The 18,695-nt window shown below is 64.7% G+C and carries 16 protein-coding genes, 1 tRNA gene and 1 other RNA gene; 8 read left to right on the top strand and 10 right to left on the bottom strand.

Translation table 11 applies throughout. The features are described from left to right. Positions 1-117 precede the first annotated feature (117 nt). Positions 118-570: a hypothetical protein gene (locus IWX65_RS06695; RefSeq protein WP_196881651.1), complete on the top strand. Its 453-nt coding sequence runs from the start codon at positions 118-120 to the stop codon at positions 568-570. A 206-nt stretch (positions 571-776) separates the two neighbouring features. On the opposite strand, the gene recR is transcribed toward IWX65_RS06695, so the two are convergent. The 4 genes from recR to ffs all read right to left on the bottom strand — a co-directional run bounded on the left by recR (position 777) and on the right by ffs (position 5,665). Further along, the gene (recR, locus tag IWX65_RS06690; protein WP_196822401.1) at positions 777-1,373 is read right to left on the bottom strand and encodes a recombination mediator RecR; all 597 of its coding nucleotides are present in this window, start codon (positions 1,371-1,373) and stop codon (positions 777-779) included. 81 nt (positions 1,374-1,454) lie between these two features. After that, positions 1,455-4,553: a DNA polymerase III subunit gamma and tau gene (locus IWX65_RS06685; protein WP_196881650.1), complete on the bottom strand. Its 3,099-nt coding sequence runs from the start codon at positions 4,551-4,553 to the stop codon at positions 1,455-1,457. 9 nt (positions 4,554-4,562) lie between these two features. Beyond that, entirely contained in the window at positions 4,563-5,495 is a 933-nt protein-coding gene (gene gluQRS / locus IWX65_RS06680) for a tRNA glutamyl-Q(34) synthetase GluQRS (protein ID WP_196881649.1), read from the bottom strand. Between the two features lie 74 nt (positions 5,496-5,569). Beyond that, an RNA gene (gene ffs, locus IWX65_RS06675) (signal recognition particle sRNA small type) lies at positions 5,570-5,665 on the bottom strand. A 196-nt stretch (positions 5,666-5,861) separates the two neighbouring features. Here ffs and IWX65_RS06670 point away from each other — a divergent pair. Continuing rightward, a tRNA-Ser gene (locus tag IWX65_RS06670) sits at positions 5,862-5,946 on the top strand. On the opposite strand, the gene IWX65_RS06665 is transcribed toward IWX65_RS06670, so the two are convergent. Continuing rightward, complete coding sequence (locus IWX65_RS06665) at positions 5,912-6,925, bottom strand: oxygenase MpaB family protein (protein ID WP_196881648.1); 1,014 nt, start codon at positions 6,923-6,925, stop codon at positions 5,912-5,914. The two genes, IWX65_RS06670 and IWX65_RS06665, sit on opposite strands and share 35 nt — an antisense overlap. A 23-nt stretch (positions 6,926-6,948) precedes the next feature. Continuing rightward, positions 6,949-7,836: a hypothetical protein gene (locus tag IWX65_RS06660; protein WP_196881647.1), complete on the bottom strand. Its 888-nt coding sequence runs from the start codon at positions 7,834-7,836 to the stop codon at positions 6,949-6,951. 686 nt (positions 7,837-8,522) lie between these two features. On the opposite strand from IWX65_RS06660, the gene IWX65_RS06655 reads away from it, so the two are divergent. From IWX65_RS06655 to IWX65_RS06635, 5 genes are all read left to right on the top strand, one after another. Further along, complete coding sequence (locus IWX65_RS06655; RefSeq protein ID WP_196881646.1) at positions 8,523-8,666, top strand: hypothetical protein; 144 nt, start codon at positions 8,523-8,525, stop codon at positions 8,664-8,666. A gap of 22 nt (positions 8,667-8,688) precedes the next feature. Then, entirely contained in the window at positions 8,689-10,059 is a 1,371-nt protein-coding gene (locus IWX65_RS06650; protein WP_196881645.1) for a Tat pathway signal protein, read from the top strand. Between the two features lie 25 nt (positions 10,060-10,084). Then, positions 10,085-11,545 (top strand): multicopper oxidase domain-containing protein, encoded by a 1,461-nt coding sequence (locus IWX65_RS17735; RefSeq protein ID WP_334683705.1) that lies wholly within the window; start codon positions 10,085-10,087, stop codon positions 11,543-11,545. A gap of 126 nt (positions 11,546-11,671) precedes the next feature. Continuing rightward, positions 11,672-11,971: a type II toxin-antitoxin system VapB family antitoxin gene (locus tag IWX65_RS06640; RefSeq protein ID WP_196822408.1), complete on the top strand. Its 300-nt coding sequence runs from the start codon at positions 11,672-11,674 to the stop codon at positions 11,969-11,971. Continuing rightward, positions 11,964-12,641 (top strand): LytR C-terminal domain-containing protein, encoded by a 678-nt coding sequence (locus IWX65_RS06635; RefSeq protein WP_196881644.1) that lies wholly within the window; start codon positions 11,964-11,966, stop codon positions 12,639-12,641. Before IWX65_RS06640 ends, IWX65_RS06635 begins: the two co-directional genes overlap by 8 nt. Positions 12,642-12,687: 46 nt before the next feature. Here IWX65_RS06635 and IWX65_RS06630 read toward each other — a convergent pair whose 3' ends face one another. The 3 genes from IWX65_RS06630 to aceA form a co-directional block, all read right to left on the bottom strand. Continuing rightward, positions 12,688-13,386, bottom strand: a complete 699-nt coding sequence (locus tag IWX65_RS06630) for a DsbA family oxidoreductase (RefSeq protein ID WP_196881643.1) — start codon at positions 13,384-13,386, stop codon at positions 12,688-12,690. Between the two features lie 104 nt (positions 13,387-13,490). Beyond that, the gene (gene aceB / locus IWX65_RS06625) at positions 13,491-15,119 is read right to left on the bottom strand and encodes a malate synthase A (protein WP_196881642.1); all 1,629 of its coding nucleotides are present in this window, start codon (positions 15,117-15,119) and stop codon (positions 13,491-13,493) included. 38 nt (positions 15,120-15,157) lie between these two features. Next, complete coding sequence (gene aceA / locus IWX65_RS06620; protein WP_334683704.1) at positions 15,158-16,498, bottom strand: isocitrate lyase; 1,341 nt, start codon at positions 16,496-16,498, stop codon at positions 15,158-15,160. Between the two features lie 99 nt (positions 16,499-16,597). Here aceA and IWX65_RS06615 point away from each other — a divergent pair, with 99 nt between their 5' ends. Then, on the top strand, positions 16,598-18,115 hold the full coding sequence (locus IWX65_RS06615; RefSeq protein ID WP_196881641.1) for a helix-turn-helix domain-containing protein: 1,518 nt from the start codon (positions 16,598-16,600) through the stop codon (positions 18,113-18,115). 10 nt (positions 18,116-18,125) lie between these two features. Here IWX65_RS06615 and IWX65_RS06610 read toward each other — a convergent pair whose 3' ends face one another. Continuing rightward, complete coding sequence (locus IWX65_RS06610; protein ID WP_196881640.1) at positions 18,126-18,560, bottom strand: hypothetical protein; 435 nt, start codon at positions 18,558-18,560, stop codon at positions 18,126-18,128. Between the last annotated feature and the right edge of the window lie 135 nt (positions 18,561-18,695).

The raw sequence follows: 18,695 nt of genomic DNA, 5'->3' as shown, positions 1-18,695 counted from the left end.
CTCACTCACCGATCCTTGACATGGAGTTGACGTTGCCGGACCAGAGCGCTTCGGCGCTCTGCAATCCGACCAGCACGGCGACCCTGGCGACTGGTGCGGCCGTCCGAGGCATGCCGGATGCGGACGGGACACCGTGCAAGTGTAGCGGCGAGACCGGAAGTCCTCGAACTTTGTGTCGGGTTCCGGGGTTCAGGAGGGGCCCTGGCGCTGGGTGGTGTGCCCGCCGGTGAGGCGTTCGTTTCCCTTGGGATGCTTTCCCTGGAACTGGGACTCATCTCCGCTGTAGGGGCGGGTGTCTCCGCTCTCGCCACTCGGCTCCTCTTCTCCATCGTCATCACGTACATGCTCGTTGCGATGCTGACTGTCGCCACGCTCATCGTCTTCGGCCTGGCCATGCCGCTGGTGTCCGAAAGGACGACCGTGACCAGGTCCTACCAGTCCTACAACAGTTCCGCACTGCTCGACGAGACAAGCATCCCTGATCCGGCTGATCCTCGAATGCGTCACGGAAACTTCTGTGCAGGATGTCAGGACGCTGCAGGCAGGCCCCGACACCAATGTGACCTGTGACGAGATTGGCGTAGCTGCCGACCTCGGGGGACAGCCGCCTATCTGGCCGTTGGGGGTGGCCCTGCAGGGCCTCCTGGCGGGCGGGCTGCTCCTGCTGGGACGAAAGAAGCTGACGACGCCGGCCGTCCGTCTGGCGCGCGGGACAAGGATCGCATGACGAGCGCGAGCCACGCCGCTGTACCCTGTTGCCGACTCTGACCGCCCACCTACGACATGGCGCGGCGCCCTTCGAAGGCGCGCCCGAGCGTGACTTCATCGGCGTATTCGAGGTCGCCGCCCACCGGCAACCCCGAAGCCAGCCTGGTGACCGGGATACCGATGGTCTTGAGCATGCGCACCAGATAGGTGGCAGTCGCTTCGCCCTCCAGGTTGGGGTCGGTGGCGATGATAATTTCCTGGATCTGCTCATCGGACAGCCTGCTGAGAAGCTCGCGGATGCGTAACTGCTCAGGTCCGACGCCTGCGATCGGGTTGATGGCACCGCCCAGGACGTGATACCGGCCTCGGAAAGAGCGCGTCCGCTCCACGGCGATTACATCCTTCGATTCCTCGACAACGCAGATCATGGTCGGGTCCCGGCGCGGGTCACGGCAGATCCCACATGTTTCCTGTTCAGCGACATTCCCGCAGATCGCGCAGAACTTCACGCGTTCCTTCACCGTGGTGATCGCGGTGACCAGCCGTTGCATGTCTTCGCTGTCCGCTTCAAGGATGTGGAAAGCGAGGCGTTGCGCGGATTTCGGGCCCACTCCCGGGAGGCGTCCCAGCTCGTCGATGAGCTCTTGGACTGCGCCTTCGTACACGTAACCTTCTCTGTTCGGCTGATGATCATTGGATGCTGTTCCCAACCACGATTACGGCAGGCAACACGTACAGTGCGGACTCTACTGCGGTTCGACGCTTCGCTCTTCCACCAGGCGCCCATTGAGTATGCGTTCAATAGCGGTTCGGCCCACCAGGCCGGACTCCTCGAGCGTTTCGTCATCGGCACTGGGAACATCTTCGACGTACCTCAAGTCTACGGCGCTGTTGCTCGTGGCAGCCGACTCCACCCGCTTGCGCTCGGCCTCGTCGAGCAACCGCTGGTACCGGCTGACCGGCCGGTTCCCGGCATCAGGGGTAGCGGCGGGGACGGCGTCAGCGGCTCGGGAGTCATTCGTTCGGCCGTCGTTCGGTCGGCCGTCGTCACTGGTCGACGGAGGGCCCCCTGATGCCGGCGTCGAGTTCCCTGCCGGATTTCCTACTGGCGCTGCTGGCGCCGGAGGTGTCCGGGTTGCGGGGGCTGCAGTTGTCGCCGCTTCCGGAGCCGCGTAGGTTGTCCCGGTTGTCCCGGGACGCGCTGAATCGGGTGCATCCGCGTGTCGCTGCCCAGTTGGAACCGGCCTTCGTGTGGAGGCTGCGGGACCAGCGCCCTGCTCGTTGAAACGGGGGCCGCCGGGCTCCGGTGTTACTTCTGGGCGGGGCGGGTTCGAGGAGGCCGCTGGCGCGCCTGCTTCGTCCTTCGGCGGGCGGGAGCTCGCAGCCACTGGCGTGCCTTGCCATCCCGGCCCGGGATCGAAGGAATCCTCGGGCGGCTCCACCATCGCCCAGGAATCGTCCGAGTCACGGGGGCTCCAACCAGCAGTGGTTTCCTGCGAAGGATTCGTGCGGGTACCGGAGCCCGTGCCGGCCCCCGTCTTCCGCCTGGCGGTGACATCGGAATCCGACGCCGGCCCGACGCCGCTGCCGGGTCCGGCATCGGTGCTGTATGTTTTTTCCGCGTCTGCAGCAACGCCGGATGTCGTTCGGATGCTTCCGCCGGGCGCGGTAGACATTTGGGTGCTTCCGCCGGGTACGGAAGGCGTTCCGGTGCTTTCGCCGGGCGAGGAAGCAGTTTCCGGACTTTCGCGGGGCGCGGGAGCCGTTTCGGTGCTTTCGCCGGGCGAGGAAGCAGTTTCAGTGTTCCCCCGGGGTGCGGAGGCGGATGCGACGCCCGCCGCAGCGCCGGAGGTCGTTCCGGTGGATCCCCGAACGCCGGTAGGCCTTTCGGTTTCGGCGACGACCGCAGGTGCAGTTTCCCCGACTTCCCTATTCGCGGCCGGCCGGCCGGCCGGTACTTTTGGGCCCGCCCCACCTGCCGCCGCGCCGTCGTGCAGTGCCTCTATCTCACAGGAGAGCCCGAGGACCGTGTGTATTGCCTGTTTGAGGTTGTCGGCGTGGGGGCCGCGTTGGAAGGCGATGGCATTACCGGGCGTGGTGAAAGCAAGCACCAGGAGGTTGCCCTCCAGCGAGCGGGGCTTGGCAGCCACATTGACGTTCAGCCAGGTGATGCGCTTGATCTTGGCCAGCTCATCCATGATCTCAGGCCATGCGCGCCGCACCATCTCGATCTGCCCTGCACCGCCGACACCCGAAGCCGGAGCGGTATGAGCCGAACCGGAACCGGAACCGGCACCTCGGAGGGGAGCTGTTCCGGGGCCTTGAGCCGGCGGGGTATCTGGAGTATGCGTCGGAACTCGCGCAGCATCCGAGGTCCGGTTCGGAAGGCGACTGGAGGGAGCGGCCGGAGTGGCGCCCGGTTGCTCCGTGCCCGAGTCCTGCACCTCATCGGATGCTGCGGCATCGGCCGGCAGCGTCCGTGGCGTGGAATTGGACGGAACAGCGGAGCCCGATCCCGCGTTGACTGGTTCTGGTGGAGCCAGCCCGCTGTCTGAATCGGCTGCAGCTTCCCTTCCCGTGCGTAATACGGCACCGGGTCGAGGTGAGATGTCGGGCGCGAATTCACCCCGGCTGTCCGCAGCGGGCTGACCGGCGTCGTCGTGCTGGGGAATGCCGCCGGCTGCGTACTCGAGCCGGCGCTCGATGCGGTCGACCCTCGCAAGGGTTCCTCGGACGGACTGGTCGGCAGCCGGAAGGAGCAACCGCGCACACAGAAGTTCAAGGTGGAGGCGGGGAGATGTTGCGCCCGTCATCTCGGTGAGGGCGGTGTTCGTGACATCCGCGGACCGCGACAGCTCGCCGCCACCCAGCTGGTTCGCCTGCGCCCGCATGCGGTTCAGCTGGTCGTCCGGAATGCCGCGCAGGATCGATGCTGCCCCTTCCGGAACGGCATTGATGACGATGAGGTCGCGGAAGCGCTCCAGCAGATCCTCGACGAACCGCCGTGGGTCGTGGCCTGTCTGGATGACGCGGTCGACCGCGTTGAAAACCGTGCCGGCGTCGCCCGCCGCCACGGCGTCGACGACGTCGTCCAGGAGCGTCGCATGGGTATACCCCAGCAACGAGACGGCGAGCTCGTAGTCGAGTCCCGTCTCTCCCGCGCCTGCCATGAGCTGGTCGAGTACAGAGAGCGAGTCCCGTACCGATCCCCCGCCGGCCCGCACCACGAGTGAGAGGACGCCCGGGGCCACCGGCACGTTCTCCTGGCGGCACAGCACTTCCAGATAAGCCATGAGCGGTTCCGGCGGCACCAGTCGGAAAGGGTAGTGATGGGTACGTGAACGGATGGTGCCGATGACCTTGTCGGGCTCGGTGGTCGCAAAGATGAAGAGGATGTGTTCGGGCGGTTCCTCGACGATCTTGAGCAGCGCGTTGAAGCCCGCCGAGGTGACCATGTGGGCTTCGTCGATGATAAAGATCTTGTACCGGTCCCGCACAGGAGCAAAGGTAGCGCGTTCCCGAAGGTCGCGCGCGTCGTCGACGCCTCCGTGACTCGCGGCATCGATCTCGATGACGTCGATGCTGCCGGAGCCGTTGCGCGCCAGTTCCACGCAGCTGTCGCAGACGCCGCACGGCGTCGAGGTAGGACCGCTCGCACAGTTGAGGCACCGGGCGAGGATCCGCGCCGACGTCGTCTTCCCACAGCCGCGCGGGCCGGAGAAAAGATACGCGTGGTTGACGCGGTTCTTGTCGATCGCGGCCATAAGCGGATCGGTAACGTGCTCCTGACCTATGACATCCGCAAAGGTTTCCGGGCGGTATCGGCGGTAAAGGGCTGTACTCACAAAGAAACCTTATCGGTTGGGGGTGACAGAAGGCGTGCCGGTCGGGGAGAGGTGGGCGGGAGCGACGATCCAGGGCTCACGGGGGAGCTTCGAGGGGTTGAAGGCCCGCAGCGCGTCTGCGAGGGAAGCGGTAGGCAATCCAAGTGATTCGAGGATGATTCCCCGCACCCGCGCGGAGTCGAGACCTTCGGCCGCCAGATCCTCGAGTGTCACGGCTCCGTCACGTTTTGCCAGCCGCCGGCCGTGCGCGTTCAGGGCCAGTGGCACGTGCACATAGCGCGGAGCGGGCAGGCCCAACAGTTGACCGAGGTAGGCCTGGCGTGGGGAGGAGCTCAGCAGGTCGTCCCCCCGCACCACCTGGTCGATGCCCTGTGCCGCGTCATCCAGGACCACGGCGAGATTATAGGAAGGCACGCCATCGTTCCGCCGGATCACGAGGTCGTCCACGGGACCGGTATGTTTCCCGGAAAGCTCGTCAGTGATGGTCCAGGTTTCGACGTTGGTCTTCAGGCGTAGTGCCGGCGGCCTCACGAGGCGAAGGCGCGTGCGTTCCGCGGTCCCGAGCCGGCGGCAGGTGCCAGGGTAGATTCCAGGGATGGTGTGCGGTGCGGACGACGCCTCCGCGATATCACGACGCGTGCAGAAGCACTCATAAAGCAGGCCGCCCCGGTTCAGGTTCTCAATGGCGGCTGCGTAGCGGTGGCCGGAATCGCTCTGCCGGGTCACCGGCCCGTCCCACGACAACCCGGACACCAGGAGCTCGCGGATCTGGGCGTTCTCAGCCCCCGCCCGGACACGGTCGAGGTCCTCGATCCGGAGCAGGAATCGGCGGTCTGTGCTGCGCGCAAAGAGCCAGGCCAGGATGGCTGTGCGGAGGTTTCCAAGGTGCAGTTCTCCCGTCGGGCTGGGAGCGAAGCGCCCTGCGCCCGTACTTTCCCGCACTGGCCGGCCCCTCGCCCTTCCGCATAGAGAGTTCCTGGCACCTGGCGCATCCCTGCGTCCATCGGCCGGGTTAAAGTGAAGACCCCTCATGCACCTGCCAGAGCCCGCTTACCCTTGCTACCTTCCGGTCCTGGGGGAGTTCACAGGATGACACCACATGAGGGGCCGGGAAATAGTCTACACAAAAACACCTGCCGCCATTCGGGCTACGGCCGATTCCAGGGCCGGCCGTGGGTAATGACGATCGTTGTTGCAGCCCCGGAACAGGGGCACGTCCCATGTGTCGCTGCGAGACGACACCGCTGGAAGTCGTCCCGATTCGGCACATCAACCATGTACGGGTAGTCTGGTGTCTGCTCCAAATCAGGAGGATTCGCCTAGCGGCCTATGGCGCACGCCTGGAACGCGTGTTGGGTTCACGCCCTCGGGGGTTCAAATCCCCCATCCTCCGCAGAGTAACGAGTACCACGAAAGCCCCCGTCATGACGGGGGCTTTCGTGTTTGCTGAATCGCTGATCTGTGGAATCGGTTGTTCCGTCCACTGCTGTAACCCGCGCGATGCGCCGCTTCGCGGCTGCCTCACTCGGGCCTTCGGATCCCAGACCGAGCCGGACCAGACCCATCACGAGACGCGTCGCACTCTTGATCGGCAGCGGAACGGGCCCGAGCTTTGGGGCACGGAGTCCCAGCAGCTCCCTGTGGCGCGGCTCGAGCGTGGCAACTGCTGCCGCGAACAGGACGCCGTATCCGGCCCGTTGTGATCGCGGCAGTGGAGGCCGTTTGATGTATTTGAGTGCTTCCTGGACCTGACGGCTATTGGTCAGCTCGGGGTCGAACGTGGCAAGTTGCGCCGCGAGGTCGGCCTCGGACCGAGGTGGGTCATCGACTCCCATCAGCTCACCCGCCCGAGCCCATTCAGCGACATACTGGTCGGGCCCTCCCGGGATCGGCCCGCCGTAAGCTTTATGCGCTGCAAGGAATGCATCAGTGAAGGCCAGATGCACCCAACGCACGAGGGAGGGGTCTCCCGCGGTATACCGCTGTTCAACTCCATTACTGTCGACGTATGCGCCTGTCACGCGAGTATGGAGCCGCTGGACGAAGGCCGATCCTTCTTTCGCGGCAGTCGTCGACCCGTAGGTGACAGTGAAAATCCACCGGATGGTGTTGGCCAGCCGGCCGAGCGGGTCCTCGCGGAACGATGAATGGTCGTGGACCCCCGCCATCGCGCCCGGGTGGAGGGTCTGCAGCAACAGCGCGCGGATTCCTGCCACCAGGGGAGTCATCGAACTGTGGATTGCCCACGCCGCCGACTCCGGCGGGAAGTAGCCGACGTCGTCTCCGGAGTCGAGCTCCTCGGCCCATGTCGGAGGTTCGTCGCTATTTGCGGTGAACGTCTTTCGAAGCTGGGTGCGCCATCGGGAAATCATGCCTGCCACCCCGTCATTATGGCTTACGGAACTGGGCGTTCGAGCGCGGGCCCCGGAATCGAAGCCACGCAGCGCGCAAGAAAAGCGGCTCCTGCTGCTTCGTTGGTCAGGCCGTGTTCCGTCAGCACCGGGTAGGGAGTTGGGGGAACGCCGTCGGCCGGCCGGACGTCCACGTGCGCGACGTCGTACCCGTGCTCGTGGAGGTAGTCGGCCATCGCGTAGTCGGTGCGTGAATCACCGACGGTCCGCCACTGCACGGGAATCTCCGTGAGCGGGGCGAGCAGCTTCAGCGCGCGTTCAGCGCCGAGGTCTTTGCCGACCCGCACGGACTCGATATCCGTTGAGATGATCGTCGGATCGATCCGGTACTCGATGTTGCCGCTGCTGTCCGGCTCCACGCGGGCAATCCGGCGTGCGCCCATGTCGTGACTGTGCAGGATCTCGAGGGCATCGGCATCGAAAGCTGCCTGGCCCAGAAGGTAATCCGCGCTCGAAGCGTCGAGGGACTGCTCCACCGACACCATCGCGCGCTTGGTTTCGTCGAAGAACATCAGATGGGAGTACTTCTCCTCCACGATGTCCCGGATGTCATCGCCGAAACTCATCGGCAACGCCAGATCCAGATCCACCAGCACTTCGCCCGCTCCTTCATTTCCGAAGCTGAACCAGGCTGCGCCTTTCTCGCAGATAGCGAAGAACCGCACACCGTCGGGGATGCCCGCGGCAAGCATTGGCGCCAGAACCTGTTTCCGAATGAACTCGTCCGACCTTCCCGTGTTGAAGACGACCGGCCACCCGGCGGCGGCAAGGGTCAGGAGGTCCCGGATGATCGCCGGCGGAACCGTGCGGGTTACGGGACTGGCGATGGGGCCATCCACGTCGAGAAGGAGGCCAAGGCGCGAAGAAGGCATCTTCCATTATGTTCCGGAACAGACGTTCACCCGTCATCGGACGGAGCTACGCCGTGCATAACGGTATCCGTGAGCGCCGAAACGTCAGAAACCTAGAACCCATGGTTAACCCAAGGTGTGCCGTGAATCATTTACTGCATCAGATTCCACATTGATTCAGAAAGGTGGGCCATCGCATGGGGGACTCAGTTCAGACAACCGCACTCCGACATCGCAGCCCAATTCAGCAGAGCGGCGAAATATCTCTCACTCGACGGGTCTTCGGAGCCCTCACAGGTACAGCAATAGCGCTAACGGCCGGAGGGACGATTGCTGCCGGCATGGCTTCCGGTGGATCGATGTTCGGCAGCACTGGAGTGCGGACCTCCTTCGGAACAGTTCAGATCACGTCAGCCGAAAGGCAATCCAGACTGCAGACCAGGCCTGGCGGAAGCGGCTCTGCCGACCCGACAGGATCGTCCCACACCACCCACGGTGGGTCTAGCAACCGGAGCCTGCAGCAACCGGCGAACCACACCTGGGGCAGCCACCTCCTGGTCGAGCTCACAGCTTTCAATGACACGCCGGCTCCGATACTCCTCCCACCCGGACAGCTCCGTATGAAGGTGGGGGTCGACGGGCCCACGATCACCAACCGGGGATCCAGCGGTGTGCCTGCATCACTTGGTGCAGGTGAGACAGCGCGGATGTTGATCAGCTTCCTGATTCCCTCCGACGCCTTCCAGTTCTCGGCCGAGTTCATCGACCCCTGGGACCATTCAACTCCACTTGACCTGCCCGTACCCAGGATCGACGCCCGACCGGGCTGGTTGGAGGCCCATCATGGGTGACGTTCTGCCAAAGGGAAACATCGTGACCACGCAAGCAGATAACCTCGGTAGCCGCGATTTGAAGAGGGCGAACCTCCTCAAATACGGAGCGGCAGCAGGCCTCGGCCTTGCCGTCCTGTCGCCGGCACGCCCGGCCGTAGCAGCTCAGCCCCGAGCCGCACAGGTTCGGGCTCCGATGGCTGTGCCCGCAACTCTGGGCGTACTCGATCTGTACATCAACGAGGGCTACCTCAAGATGGTCGACGATTCGCTGGTTTATCACCGTGGCTTCGGCACTAGCCCGACGCACCTGAAGGATGCGAATCCGAACCTTGCCCTGTCCCCGGTGGTGTTCACTGCTGCCGGGACGGTGGTCGAAAGCCGCAGCTATCCGTTGGGCGCCCAGTTGCCGCCCGCAGGGGTCCCTCAGCCCGCCTCGGCTGATGGGGCGAACCCCGGTCAATTCATGATCCGGAGAAACTACTGGGCAAGCTACTTTCCGAAGCGGACCATCATTGCAGAGGTCGGCAGCACCCTGCGCTTCCGAATCCATAACCGCCTCGCGAAAGAGCACCGCTTCACGATCCACGGTGCCGGACCGGGAGGATCGGACGTTGGAACCGGGGCCATTGCGCCGTCGGCGACAGCTGAATTGGAACTGGCCTGCCCGCCACCCGGGTCATATATCTTCAGCGACCCGTCCAACGCACCGGTGGAACGTGTCCTGGGTCTGTTCGGGGCGATTGTCGTCATCCATCCCAACCACCAATGGGATGTAGCGCCGGGACTGGCGGCCTTCGAACGCCAGTGGATCTGGATCTGTCACGACATCGATCCCGTTTGGGCAGAAATGGAGGCGACCGGAAAGACAGTCAATCCCCAGCAGACCAAGGCGGTTCCCCGCTACTTCACGTTGAACGGCCGCAGCGGATACGAATCGCTTGCGATCACCAAGGACACCGCACTGAACCTCGCGAGCGAGGAAGAGACGCTCATCGCCGGTTTTCCCCGGCAGGTCGATGTCCGCCAGTTCGGCGAGGGGACCACCTTGGGCACGTTGCGCGGCGGACAACTCGTGCGGTTGATCAATCCGGGGATCGTCCACCACCAGATGCACTTCCACGGCAACCACATCTGGCTGGCGAGATGGAACAACCGGGAACTGTCCAGGGACGATGGTTTCGTCGACCCGGATGGACACGTCGTGATGCAGCAGTGGGAAGACGTGGCGGAACTCTCGCCCATGCATGTAAAAGACTGCATCCTCCCGATGAAGCGGCCACCGGACGCTGTGGACCAGGTCTGGCTGGCCAGGACCACTGACTGGGTTTACCCGATGCACTGTCACGCCGAACCGTCCCAGACCGCCGCCGGGGAATGTACCCGGGAGGACTGGTGGCCCACTGGACCTTGAAAGCACCTAGCAGCGGAGCGTCATCATGAGCATCATCAATCCGTCGACGAGCCGGCGCGATACTGAAAGAGCGCGCCGGGAGGCATTGGAAAGGGAACGGCGAGAGGCCAGAAGGACGCCCACACCGAAACCCACGACGACGAAGGCTCCGACGCCGACCCGGACGTCGACGACGAAGGCACCGACACCGACGACGACCGCGGCGCCGTCGGAGACCGCGACGGAGACCGCGGCGCCGTCGGAGACCGCGACGACGACCGCGACTCCGTCGGAGACCGCGTCGGAGACCGCGGCGCCGTCGGAGACCGCGACGGAGACCGCGACGCCGTCGGAGACCGCGACGCCGTCGGAAACCGCTACTCCGACTACTCCGGCTCCTCCCCCCGCTCACGGTGGCCACACGTTCGAGAGCCAGGTCGACTTCAGTTCAGAGCAGGTGGACGAGGACAATCCAGTCACCGAGTTCCTCCAGACAGCCCAGACCTCGTACGAGATCGGGGTCTTCGGCCGAGAGATGAGATTCGACGACGGCGCTGAGTTCGAGATGTGGAGCTTCGAGACGGAGGAGTCTGAGAGGGGCTTCCCCGGACCCAACCTCCGGGTCAAGGAGGGGGACATCTTCCACGCGACGGTTGAGCCCAGCATGGGTCCGCACACCATGCACTGGCACGGCATGGAACCGGACCCCCGAAACGACGGTGTGGGACATACGTCGTTCGAGATCGGCGGTACCTACACCTACCAGTGGCAGCCGGAGCCGGGCCGGCCGGGAGATCCGAACTACGGAGCGGCAGGAACGTATTTCTATCACTGCCACGTCAATACGGTGCTGCACGCACAGATGGGCATGTTGGGACCACTGATTGTGGACCCGAGGGTAGATCCGGCTTATCCAGTCACGCCCGGAGCGCGGCGCGCATTCGTCGACGGCCCGGAGTACGACATCGAGACCGAAGCGCTGCTCATGACCTATTCCGTGGATCCGCGGTGGCATGAGATGGGACACGCGGAGGGGCTGTCCGGTGAGGATGTGGGGCTCAACCGTTTCGAGCCGAAGCATTTCTATATGATCGGGGGCGAGCTTGCCAGCCGTCGCTATGGAGACGAAGTCGTCTGGGGAATGACATCCCTCCGGGCGAACGTCAAGGGTGGTGCCAAGAAACCGACGTTGCTGAGGGTGCTCAATGGCAATTACATGCCGACCTACATCGACTTCACCGATACTGCGGGGAACTCACTGAGAATGGCGCAAGTCATTTCCCACGACGGTCGACCCTACCGCGACACCTCCGTCACGCCGTCTCCTCCCTGCGCCGCGGCTGGCTATCCGCTGACCACCGACTGTCTGTCCTTCGGAGCCGCGGAGCGTTACGACCTCATACTCGACCCTCCCGGACCCGGAACTTATCTGCTGAAAGCGCAGTGGCGTGACTGGATCACCAGCGAGGTCCTGGCCGAAAGGATCGTGCCCATCATCGCTGAGTGACGCACGTTCGATGAAGGGCTGCGAGCGAACGTGCGCGCAGCCCTTCATCGATGCTTCCCGCCTCGGAAGTCATGCCCGGCGGGACGTCGCTTTCCATTGTGTGGCTGTTTTCCCTAGTCTGTATCAGTGATCTTCAAAGCGGTGAGTGATGGCCGGCCCTATCCGGACCATGGACACGTAACTCCGAGGGACTGGGCGGTGGTGCCTCCTCGGCAGGTGCGGCTCGACGAGCTGGTGACGACAAAAACAACCCTTGACCTGGAGGCGCTCCTGGCAGAGGACTCCACCTTTTTCGGTGATCTCTTTCCGCACGTTGTGCAGTGGAACGGCACGCTGTACCTCGAGGACGGCTTGCACCGCGCCGTTCGTACAGCGCTTCACCAGAGGACCATCCTGCACGCGCGCGTGTTGGTCATCGATGCCTGAGCTGTCACCGCGCTCCGAGCGGGCCAAGGCCAAGAAGGACCCTACCGAGTGGCACGGCCACCGGATCGTCACCGAGGCAGACCTGGGGGCGGTCTTCACCGACGAGGTCGAAAGCACCCGTCGCCCCCACTCGAACCTCAAGCCGATTCTCCACGGCCTGGTCCTCGTGACGCTCATCGGTCTGTTGATTGCCGCGGTTCTCGTGGCTCTGGCCATCCAGCGTGGGGAAGTCGACTTCGGAGCGGCTGAGCCCACTTCCGGACCGACGGCGCCGTCGTGCCCTTCCGGACCGTTCGATTATCAGGACCCCAGCGCGATCACTGTGAACGTCTACAACAGCACCACCATCAATGGCCTTGCGGATACAGCGGCGGCCCAGTTGCGTGAACGCGCGTTCGTGGTGGTCGACATCGGCAATCGGGACGTAAGCAGGACCGGGATGACGGCCCTCATCGTGTCAGGACCCGACGGCGCCGCAAACGCCTTCACTGTGCAGCGCACCATTCCGGGGTCGCTTTATCTCAATGACAACCGCGAGGACCGTACTGTCGATGTCGTCCTGGGCTCCGGGTACAGCGGAATCGTGCCGCCTGAAGCGGTGGACATCACGCCCGCCGGGTTGACCTGCCTTCCCGAGGCAACCGATGAAGCTGCTCCTGCCGGTTCCTGACGCCGGGCGGCAGCGAAGCCCGCAAGCCCGCAACCCTTTGGGCTTTTCAGCTGCACCCGTCCGGGCCGCACGCTTCAGCATCGGACGACGCCGCCACCATGGTGAGCGGATTCGATTCCTTCCAGTAGCTCGCCAGGGCATCGGCGAATGCCTCGGTGGGCTGTGCCCCTGAAATTCCATACTTCCGGTCGATCACGAAGAACGGGACGCCGCTGACTCCCAGGCTGCGGGCTTCCTCGATGTCCTGCCGGACGTCGTCGGCGAATCGATCACTGCCGATCGTGCTGCGGATCTCGTCTTCGGCGAGGCCGATCGACGTGCCCAGCGAGACCAGGATGTCGACGTCGCTGGTGTCCTTCCCGTGTTCGAAGTGGGCGGACAGGACGGCCTCCTTGGCCTCGGCGCCGAGCCCGTGCGCCTTCGCGAGGTGCAGGAACCGGTGCGCGGTGAAGGAGTTGCCGACGACGACGTCGTCGAACCGGAAATCGAGGCCCTCACCGGCGGCCTGCGTGACAAGGTTGTCCCACATCTGGCGAACCTGCTCGGCGGGTATGCCCTTGCGCTCTGCAAGGTACTGCTGCTCGGTGCCCTCGTAGTGGTCGGGAAGGGAGGGATCCAGCTGGAAGCTCCGCCACGTCACGTTCACCTGGTCCCGGTGCGGAAATGCCGCGAGGGCCTTCTCGAACCGTCGCTTGCCGACGAAGCACCACGGGCATTTCACGTCAGAAAAAATCTCGATTTCCATACTTCCTGCAACCTGTGTGGTGGCACCTCCTATTCCCGCTGATTAAGCACCTATGGCTGCTCTCCGAGATGGGAGGCAGCCATAGGTGCTTAATCAGCGGGAGGTCAGGCCGCTGAGTACTCCCGGCTGTCCTGCAGGTAGCGGTCGTAGGCCGGCGTCGTCAGGAACGCAGGGAACTCCGCGCCGAGGGCTACTTCCTCGAAGATCTCCCGCGCGTCGTCGAACCGGTCGCCGTCGAAGCGCCCCAGGGCCGAGAATTCCTCGTCGAGGAGGTCCTCGACCCAGTCGCGGGTGACAATTTCGCCGTCGTCCGTCACCGCGTTCGAGTAGATCCACTGCCAGATCTGCGAGCGGGAGATCTCCGCCGTCGCGACATCCTCCATGAGGTTGTTGATCGCAGCCGCACCGTTGCCCCGGAGCCAGGACTCCAGATAGCGGACCCCGACCTCGAGATTGCTGCGGATTCCCTGCTCGGTGATCGAACCGACGGTGGCTGCGATATTCAGCAGGGCCGCGCCATCGGGGGCGACGTCGTCCCGGAGCCGCTCCAGCTGGTTGGGCCGATCACCCAGCCGGGCATCGAAGACCTCCCGGGCCACGGGCACGAGATCCGGGTGAGCCACCCAGGACCCGTCGAAACCGTCGTCGGCTTCCCGCGTCTTGTCGGCGCGGACCCTGTCGAAGGCTGCGGCATTGGCTTTCTCGTCCCGACGGTTCGGGATGAACGCAGCCATCCCGCCGATGGCATGGGCCCCCCGCTTGTGGCAGGTCCGCACGAGCTGTTCGGTGTAGGACCGCAGGAAGGGCGCCGTCATGGTCACCGACTCCCGGTCCGGAAGGACGAAGCGCGGCCCCCGGGTTCGGAAATTCTTGATGACCGAGAAGATGTAGTCCCAGCGGCCCGCGTTCAGGCCCGACGAGTGGTTCCGCAGCTCGTAGAGGATTTCCTCCATCTCGAAAGCCGCGGGAATCGTCTCGATCAGCACGGTGGCCCGAATGGTTCCCTGTGGGATGCCGAGCAGCTGCTGCGCCTGGATGAAAATGTCGTTCCATAACCGTGCCTCGAGGTGATTCTCGAGCTTCGGGAGATAGAAATAGGGCCCGCGCCCCTGCTCGATCAGCGTGCGGGCATTATGGAAGAAGTAGAGGCCGAAATCCAGGAGGGCGCCCGCAACCGGGACGTTGGAGATCAGTACGTGCTTCTCGACCAGGTGCCAGCCGCGGGGGCGCACCACGATGGTGGGACGGTCTTCGGCCTCGCCGTCGAGCCGATATTCCTTCCCCTCGGGGGAAGTGAAATCAATCCTGTTTCGGAGCGCATCCTTCAGGTTCAACTGCCCATTGATGACGTTGGACCACGACGGCGTCGAGGAGTCCTCCATATCGGCCAACCAGACCTTCGCCCCCGAGTTCAGCGCGTTGACCGTCATTTTCCGGTCCACCGGTCCGGTGATCTCCACGCGGCGGTCCTCGAGCCCCGGTGCTACCCGAGCCACCTGCCAGGACGGGTCGTCCCGCAGGTGGCGCGTCTCCGGCAGGAAGCAGGGATCAGCGCCGTCGGCAATCCGTTGGCACTGCTGCCGGCGGAACTGCAGCAGCTCCGTCCGCCGTGCAGAAGTGGCCTTGTGGAGTTCCTTGACGAAATCCAGTGCCTCGCGCGTGAGGATCTCGCCCTGCCGCTTCACGCTCGGCGCGGTCAGGGTGATGCCGTTGAGGGTATAGGTGTCGTTCATGATGGCTCCTGAATGCTGCCTGATGAAGCGGGGACGTCCTAGTGGAACTGTTGGGTCTCGGTGGAACCGGCCAGGGCAAGGGTGCTGCCGGTGGGGTTCAGTGCGGTGGCCACCTGGTCGAAGTAGCCGGTTCCCACTTCGCGCTGGTGCCTGGTTGCGGTGTACCCGCGGTCCTCGGCGGCGAACTCACGCTCCTGGAGGTCCACGTACGCGCTCATGCCGTCGCGGGCGTAGCCGTGGGCGAGGTCGAACATCGAGTAGTTCAACGCGTGGAATCCGGCGAGGGTGATGAACTGGAACGTGAAGCCCATGGCGCCGAGCTCGCGCTGGAACTTCGCGATCGTGGCGTCGTCGAGGTGCTTGCGCCAGTTGAACGACGGCGAGCAGTTGTAGGACAGCATCTGATCAGGGAACTCCGACTTGATGCCCTCGGCGAACTTCTTCGCGAGCGCCAGGTCCGGGGTGCCGGTCTCCATCCACAGCAGGTCCGCATACGGAGCGTAGGCGCGTCCCCGGGCGATGCAGGCCTCCAGGCCGTTCCGCACATGGTAAAAACCCTCCGCGGTGCGCTCGCCGGTGACGAAAGGCTGGTCACGCTCGTCGACGTCGGAGGTGATGAGCGTCGCGGCTTCAGCGTCGGTGCGTGCGATCACCACGGATGGCGTACCGGCGACGTCGGCTGCGAGGCGCGCGGCATTGAGGGTGCGCACATGCTGCTGCGTGGGGATCAGCACCTTGCCACCGAGGTGGCCGCACTTCTTCTCCGACGCGAGCTGGTCCTCCCAGTGGATGCCCGCGGCTCCCGCCTGGATCATGGACTTCATCAGTTCGTAGGCGTTGAGTGGGCCGCCGAAGCCGGCTTCGGCGTCGGCGATGATGGGGACCATCCAATCCTCGACGCTCGACACGCCCTCGGCCCACTCGATCTGGTCCGCACGCAGCAGGGCGTTGTTGATCCGGCGCACCACGGTGGGGACGGAGTTCGCCGGGTACAGCGACTGGTCGGGGTAGGTGTGGCCCGAGTTGTTGGCATCCGCTGCAACCTGCCAGCCCGACAGGTAGATCGCCCGCAGGCCCGCCTTGACCTGCTGGACAGCCTGGTTCCCGGTCAGGGCGCCGAGCGCGTTGGTGTAGCCGCCGGTTCCCGCCTCGGTGGTCAGCTGATCCCACAACTTCTCGGCGCCGCGGCGCGCGAGGGTGTGTTCTTCCTGGACGCTGCCTCGCAACCGCACGACGTCGGCTGCCGAGTAGTCGCGTGTCACGCCTTCCCAGCGCGAATCGGCGGACCACTCGAGCTCGAGTTCCTCCGCTGCGGTGTCCAGGGCCGGCTGGCGGTCAACGACTGGATTGCTGTCCGGCCGGGGTGAGTCCTGCGTCATGGCGATCTCCTTCGGAAGGGGTCGAGGCTTTCCCGACCGCTGTAAAGACAACAATTCGCTACATTCGGTACCATTCCTAGGCAGGAACTCCGGCAAGAAATGCAATTCTTCGCGTATCGTCAAGAAATGACGACTTCCCCGTGGTCCCGCACCGATGCGTCCTCCCTTCCCGGTGCCGCCGGCACTTCGGATACCCTCGACCTCATCAGCCTGGGCCGGCGCGTCCGGCATCTCCGCAAAGCCGGAGGAATGACGCTTGACGACCTCGGCCGGAAGGTGGGAACCGTCGGCTCACAGCTGTCATTGATCGAGAACGGAAAGCGTGAGCCGAAGCTGGGGATGCTGCAGGGACTCGCCGGCGCCCTCGGCGTCAGTATCGACGAGCTGCTCGGGGCGGAGCCGCCCACCCGCCGGGCAGCCCTGGAAATTGAACTCGAGCGGGCGCAGCGCGGGCCGCTGTACGAATCCCTCGGTCTGCCTCGCGTCCGTATTTCCTCCCGCCTGCCGATGGAAGTGCTTGAATCGCTCGTCGGCCTCCAAGCTGAACTGGAGCGTCGCCTCAACGAACAGGTTGCAACGCCGGAGGAGGCCCGGCGGGCCAATGCCGAACTGCGCGGCGTCATGCGGCGGAAGAACAACTACTTCCCGGAGATCGAAGCGGAGGCGCAGAAACTGCTCGACGCCGTCGGCTATTCAGCGGGGCCCATGTCGGAGCACCTGATCGCCGATATCGCCAAGCACCTCGGCTTCTCGCTGCACCATGTGAGTGATCTGCCGCATTCGACGCGGTCGGTCACGGACCTCAAGAACTCCCGGATCTACCTCACGCAGTCGCAGCACACCGACCACGATCCGCGGTCGGTGCTCCTGCAAGCCCTCGGCCACTACGTGCTGGAGCACCGGACGCCGGAGAACTACGGTGAATTCCTCCGCCAGCGGGTCGCCACCAATTATTTCGCTGCGGCCCTTCTGCTGCCCGAGAAACCGGCCGTGGAGTACCTACGGCGCGCGAAGGCGTCGAAGGAGATTGCCGTGGAGGACATCCGCGACACCTTCGCCGTGTCCTATGAGACGGCAGCGCACCGCTTCACCAACCTCGCGACGGAGCATCTGGAGATCCTCACGCACTTCCAGAAAACCCATAAGAGCGGCATCATCTACAAGGCCTATGAGAACGACGGCGTGACCTTCCCCCAGGACCACACGGGCGCAATCGAGGGCCAGCCCTCGTGCAGGCGGTGGACCTCGCGGGTCGTCTTCGACGTCCAGGACAAGTTCCGCGCCTACAACCAGTACACCGACACCCCCAGCGGGACCTACTGGTGCACAGCGAGGACGGAGAGGGGACCGAACGGGGAGTTCTCCCTCAGTGTCGGAGTGCCGTATGCCCAGGTGAAATGGTTCCGTGGCAGGGACACCGACATTCGGGAGAAGTCGTTCTGCCCCGACGAATCCTGCTGCCGGCGCCCGCCGTCGTCGTTGGCGAAGGAGTGGGCGGGCAACGCCTGGCCCAGCGCGCGGGCGCACTCGCACCTTCTCGCGGCCATGCCGCCGGGAGCCTTCCCAGGGGTGGACGAGACGGAGGTCTACTCGTTCCTCGCCGCTCATTCCGGATAGGAGTTTCTCCTCAGGCCTCCGCCTCCTGAATCCTCGCCATTCTCCAGACGCTTGCCCTCCCGGCGGCGGCGGCCACCCCGATCGCGAAGGCAATGGGCAGGTTCTGGGCCGTCCCGGCGAGGGTGACGAGGGCGATCCCGGCGAATCCGGCCCCCGTGAAGACCCCGAAGAATGCCAGCACGTGCTGCCACTGGTTCGGTACCCGGCGCAGCGCGAGGCTGAGGACCACCCCGAGCGGAAAACCGGTGACGAGCCCGATCGGCAACCCGTAGACGAGTGCCAGGGCGAAAGTGCGGAAAAAATCGCTCCCCGAGAGGGCCCAGCTCAGTCCCATGGCGACGGCGAGGAGGACAGCGCCGACGGCGAACCCGGCCAGGAGAGCACCGAATCCGAGGATCACGCGGGGTCCCGGCCGGCGCTGCTCCGGGATCCCGGTCTCATCCACTGCCGCACACCGGAGTTGCGCCCATGATGCTCCTTCGAACCGAGTCAACTCATCGTAGTGCGGAGTTCTCCCGCCTGCCGGGAACAGGGGTGGCGGTTGACGGAACGAAAGAACCCCCGGCGGTTTCCCGTCGGG

This window comes from Arthrobacter sp. CAN_A214 (genome assembly GCF_015751955.1).
In the GTDB taxonomy this organism is placed as follows: Bacteria; Actinomycetota; Actinomycetes; order Actinomycetales; family Micrococcaceae; genus Arthrobacter_D.
Note: the sequence above shows the minus strand (reverse complement) of the source record. Positions and strands in the feature narration are given on the sequence as shown.